This window comes from Methylobacterium sp. WL18 (genome assembly GCF_008040015.1).
In the GTDB taxonomy this organism is placed as follows: Bacteria; Pseudomonadota; Alphaproteobacteria; order Rhizobiales; family Beijerinckiaceae; genus Methylobacterium; species Methylobacterium mesophilicum.
Genome location: NZ_VRVD01000340.1, coordinates 1 through 4,992, shown reverse-complemented (window position 1 = coordinate 4,992; position 4,992 = coordinate 1). Strand labels below are relative to the sequence as shown.

General features: G+C 69.7%; 4 protein-coding genes and 1 pseudogene. 2 read left to right on the top strand and 3 right to left on the bottom strand.

Annotation, left to right across the window (positions count from 1 at the left end; genetic code table 11):
• The coding region (locus FV228_RS20035) for a cache domain-containing protein (RefSeq protein ID WP_147856225.1) at positions 1-793 on the bottom strand (793 nt) is incomplete at its 3' end.
• Between the two features lie 167 nt (positions 794-960).
• Between FV228_RS20035 and FV228_RS20030 the strand changes: the two genes are divergently transcribed.
• Positions 961-2,016: an ABC transporter substrate-binding protein gene (locus FV228_RS20030; protein ID WP_147856224.1), complete on the top strand. Its 1,056-nt coding sequence runs from the start codon at positions 961-963 to the stop codon at positions 2,014-2,016.
• Between the two features lie 456 nt (positions 2,017-2,472).
• Positions 2,473-3,174: a cell cycle transcriptional regulator TrcR gene (locus FV228_RS20025; protein ID WP_147856223.1), complete on the top strand. Its 702-nt coding sequence runs from the start codon at positions 2,473-2,475 to the stop codon at positions 3,172-3,174.
• Between the two features lie 111 nt (positions 3,175-3,285).
• On the opposite strand, the gene FV228_RS20020 is transcribed toward FV228_RS20025, so the two are convergent.
• The gene (locus FV228_RS20020) at positions 3,286-4,635 is read right to left on the bottom strand and encodes an MFS transporter (protein ID WP_147856222.1); all 1,350 of its coding nucleotides are present in this window, start codon (positions 4,633-4,635) and stop codon (positions 3,286-3,288) included.
• 170 nt (positions 4,636-4,805) lie between these two features.
• Positions 4,806-4,992 (bottom strand): annotated as a pseudogene (locus FV228_RS20015) (histone deacetylase family protein); the annotation flags it as partial.

The window sequence follows — 4,992 nt, the reverse complement described above, 5'->3', positions numbered from 1 at the left end:
CATCCGCCTCGGCCTTGGCGACAAGCGCGTCCTTGAACACCTGCACGGCGCCGGCCATCGTGCCGATCTCGTCGCCGCGCCCGCGCTCCGGGACCGCGGCGGCGATGTCGCCCGCCGCGAGGCGGTGCATGGCCTGGTTCAGGGCCAGGAGCGGCCGGGTCACCCGGCGGCCGATCACGGCCGCCAGCAAGCCGATCAGCGCGATCACCACCAGCATCCCGGCCGCCGCCCGCCAGGCCGCATCCCACAGGATCGCCGCGGTGTCGTCGGCGTAGATGCCGGTGCCGATCACCCAGCCCCAGGGGGCGAAGCCGCGCACGTAGGACAGCTTCGGCACCGGCGCCTCGGACCCGGCCTTAGGCCAGTGATAGTCGACGAAGCCCTGACCCTGCCCCTTGGCGAGCGTGACGAAGTCGCGGAACAGGTACTTGCCGGTGGGATCCTGAACGCCGGAGAGGTCCTTGCCCTCGAGTTCGGGCTTCATCGGATGGGCGACCATGCGGGGCTGCAGGTCGTTGATCCAGAAGTATTCCTGGGCGTCGTAGCGCAGGGTCTTGATGGCCCGGATCGCCGCGCCCTGGGCGTCGGCCCGGGACATCCGGCCGTCCCGCTCCTCGCCCTCGAAATAGGCCGCCACGCCGTGGGCCACGTCCGTCAGGTTGCGGGTCTTGGCCATGCGATCCTGCTCAACCTGCGATTTCAGGTTGAGCAGGCCGATGCAAGAGACTGCCGCGATGCCCAGCAGCGCGGTGGCCGTGATGGTGTGGAGCCTCGCTCCGATGCCGATCTTCACGAGCCCGCCCCCGGAACGAAAATTTCACGCGGAGAGACTGTGCGACGTTACCGTTACCGCGCCGTGAAGACCGCGCCGGGCCTTGCGCTTATCGGCATGAGGCTGTCCACTTGCCGCCAATAAAGCCCGGATCCGGACATGAAGCCGGCGGGCCAGGGAGGACAGACATGGTGCGTGCGTTGCGGGCGACTGCGATTCCGGGACTCTGCCGTCACCTCTTCCAGGGCGGCCCCGCCGCCCTGCTGCTGGCCGGGCTGGCGCTCGCCGCCCCGTTCGCCGTCCCGGCGCAGGCCGACGATTCCAAGGTCCGGATCAGCCGGCAGCCCGGCTTCGTCTACCTGCCGGCGGTGCTCGCCGAGCGGCACAAGCTCATCGAGAAGCAGGCCAAGGCGGCCGGCCTCGGCGACGTCACGGTCGAGTGGGTGAACCTGACCAGCGGCGCGGCCGGCAACGACGCGCTGCTGTCGGGCAACATCGACATCGTCGACAGCGGCTCCACCAACATGCTGCTGCTCAACGACCGCACCCGGGGCGACGTGAAGGGCCTGTGCGGGGTCGGCAGCACGCCGATGCTGCTGCTCACCCGCAACCCGGACGTGAAGACGGTCAGCGACTTCTCCGGCAAGGACAAGATCGCCCTGCCCTCCGTGAAGGTCTCGTCCCAGGCGGTGCTGCTCCAGATCGCCGCCAAGAAGGCCTTCGGCCCCGACGGGGCGACCAAGCTCGACCCGCTCACCGTCCAGCTCGGCCATCCCGACGCGGTGGCGGCGCTGGCGAGCCCCCAGAACGAGGTCAACAGCCACTTCTCGCTGCCGCCGTTCCAGCAGCGCGAGCTGCAGGACCCGGCGATCCACGCGGTGCTCAACTCCTTCGAGCTGGTCGGCGAGCCGGTGAGCAACGCGATCTTCTATGCCCGGACCGGCTGGTTCACCCGCAACCCCAAGCTCGCCGCCGCCATCGTGGCCGCCATCGACGAGGCGAATGCCGAGATCGCCAAGGACCCGCTCCAGGCCGCCAAGGACTACGTCGCGGCCACCAACGAGAAGACGCCCCCCGAGACGCTGGTGGCGATCATGAAGGAGCCGGGCACGAACTTCTCCACGACCCCGTACGGGATCATGCTCCAGGCCCGGCACTTCTACGCGATGAAGACCATCAAGGCCGAGCCCAAGGATTGGAAGGACACGTTCTTCCCGATCGTCCACGGGCTGCCGGGGAAGTAGGGTGTCGGCCTGGACGTTGTTGCCCGCCCCGGGCCACGCTATGTTCGGGAGTGAGATCGGCGGCGGCTACCGCCGATCCCTGGTATTCACCTGCTGAGGTGTAGCCAAGCCCAGAGAGGAATGGCGAGGCGGAGCCGGAAGCTCCACTCGCCATTCGCTGTTCTGGACCATGCCAGAGAGCTGACCATCCTCTGCACTCCCGGCCGTAACCGGCCGCGTGCGGACTTCGCGGGTGAGTCGGTCGGGCTCACATCCGGTTTGTAGCCCGGCCTCGTGCGCCGTTTAATCGGCGCCAAGCGCCCGGGAACCGCCGAACCCGCGATTGCGCCCTTCCCCGGGCGGCCCTATAGTCGCTCATCCCCATTCGACAGCGTGAGACGGGACTTCCGGATCTGCATCCGGAGCCCGCGGCCCGGTGCCCGGCCCCCGTCCCGCCAGGCCGGAGTACGAGAGCACATGTCCCAGGGTCCGCTGATGCCGAAGGCGACCGCCGTCTGGCTGGTCGAGAACACCTCCCTGGCCTTCGAGCAGATCGCCGACTTCTGCAAGCTGCACCCGCTCGAGGTGAAGGGCATCGCCGACGGCGAGGTCGCGGCCGGCATCAAGGGGCTCGATCCGGTCTCCACCGGCCAGCTCACCCGCGACGAGATCGAGAAGGCCCAGAAGGCGCCGCACTACAAGCTCAAGCCGGCCGTCTCGAAGGTGAAGCTGCCGGAGGTGAAGCGCACCACCAAGGGCCCGCGCTACACACCGCTCTCCCGCCGCCAGGACCGGCCCAACGCCATCCTGTGGCTGCTGCGCAACCACCCCGAGCTGAAGGATTCGCAGATCATTCGCCTCGTCGGCACCACCAAGTCGACGATCCAGCAGATCCGCGAGCGCACCCACTGGAATTCCGGCTCGCTCCAGCCGATGGACCCGGTGACCCTGGGCCTGGCCACCCAGATCAACCTCGACTTCGAGGTCCAGCGCGCCGCGGCCGACCGCCCGGCCGCCCTGGCCGCCGAATCCGGCGCCTCGCTTCTGCCCACCGAGGTCTCGACGGCCCCCGAGCCCGAGGAGGCGGGCGAGCATGGCGGCCGCGAGGAGCGGATCGACGCCGACTCGGTCTTCGCCAAGCTCAAGGGCCGGCATCAGGACGAGGACGACGAGGCGTAGGATCGGCGATCCGCGCCCCACGTCCGACTCGGGCGAGGGGCGCATCCGCAATGTGCGTCTCGGCAGGTGCGTCGACGCCCCTCCCCCTTTCCGGCAAGCCGGCCGAAGCCGTCAATCCGGCAGCGGCTTCCCGGTCGTCTCCGGCATGAACCACGGCACGATCAGCCCGATCGCGTAGACGCTCGACATGGTCAGGGCCGCGGCGGCCACGCCGCCCGACAGGGTGACGATCTGCCCGGCGATGATCGGGAAGATCCAGGCGATCAGTCGCGCGCCGTTGAAGACGGCGCTGGCTGCCGTCGCCCGCACCGCCGGGGTGAACAGCTCCACCAAGTAGATCGCCATCCACGAGAAGGCGAAGCCCAGGGTGAAGAACCCGTTCAGGAACGCGAGCCCCATGAATGGCACCAGCCCGCCCGTCCAGAGATAGCAGGCGAGCGAGGTGACGATACAGCCGGCATACGTGATCAGCAGGAAGGCGCGCCGCCCGACCGCATCCGCCACGAAGCCGGAGAGCAGGTAGGCGATGATCGCCCCGACATTGTAGAGGATGCCCATGCGCGGGCCCCACACGTTGGCAGGTTCGCCTGCGACCTTGGCCAACCCTTCCGTGTAGGCCGGCAGCCACGACGAGACCGCCCACCAGCCGACCGTCGTGGCGAACGACATCAGGGTGGCGAGCAGGACCCGCCGGCGGCTCTCGCGTTCCCGGAAGATCTCCGTCAGGGAGAACGGACGCCGTCCCGTGGGTTGCGTGCTCGCGGCGTCCTCGGCGGTGGCGGCCCAGCGCTGCTCCCGCAGGGCCTGCATCCACTGCTCGGATTCCTCCAGGGCGCGCCGCAGGTACAGGCAGACGAAGGCCGGAAGCGCGCCCAGCGCGAACATGATCCGCCATGATTCCGGGCCGAGGGGTTCGAAGGCGGCGAGCAGCGCCCAGACGATCGCGGCGAGCACCGCGCCGCCGCCGAAGCCCGATTGCAGGAAGCCGCAGCCCTTCGGCCGGGCCCGGTTCGGCCAGGTCTCGGCGACCAGGGCGATGCCGGTGGACCATTCGGAGCCGATGGCGAGTCCGGTTATGAACCGTAGGATCGCGAGCTGAGCGAAGCTTCCGGCAAACGCCGTCAGCCCCGTGAACAGGGCGTATCCCAGGATGGACAGCATCATCATGCGCTTGCGGCCGATGTAGTCGGCCGCGATGCCACCCATCAGCCCGCCGAGCCCCCAGCCCAGGAGGGTGATCCCGATCGCCGCCCCCACGTAGAAGGCCGGCGCCTGGGCCTGCTCGGGGGTGAGGAGAGATCCGAGGGCCGGGCGGAGCGCGTAGACCAGGGCGACCGCCTCGTAGCCGTCGAAGATCCAGCCGAGATAGCTGCCCCAGAGAATGCGCCAGTGCCGCCGGGTCAGGCCGGCGTGCCAGGGTGCGCTGGCCCCATCGGGTCGCCGGACATCGCCCGCACGCATCGCTCGTGTCCTCCCGGCCGGGCCGCAACCCGGGCGGGCCCTCTTCAGGCTGGTATACAGGTCGTCCGCGCCGCGTCGGCGGAAGCAGTTGCTCCGACGACGACATTCGCGTCCCGATGCGCCATATTCGCATCACGCCGCGCGGTATCCGGGTTGTACCGAGCCCCGGCTCAGCGCGCCGCGTCGAACGCCGCCAGGAAGGTCGTCAGGTTCTCCGGCAGGGCCGGGCAGAGATAGCCGCCCTCCTGGACGATCGCGGTGGGCAGCCCGGCGCGCGCGATCCGCTGCGCCGCCGCGGACGACCCGATCGGCGTGCTCACGGTGACCCGGGCGGGGTTCGCCGCGGCGGCGCAGCGG

What these genes read in the sequence shown, in the direction of transcription:
- FV228_RS20030 (WP_147856224.1), top strand. Translation starts at nt 961, where the DNA reads ATGGTGCGTGCGTTGCGGGCGACTGCGATTCCGGGACTCTGCCGTCAC.
- FV228_RS20025 (WP_147856223.1), top strand. Translation starts at nt 2,473, where the DNA reads ATGTCCCAGGGTCCGCTGATGCCGAAGGCGACCGCCGTCTGGCTGGTC.
- FV228_RS20020 (WP_147856222.1), bottom strand. Translation starts at nt 4,635, where the DNA reads ATGCGTGCGGGCGATGTCCGGCGACCCGATGGGGCCAGCGCACCCTGG.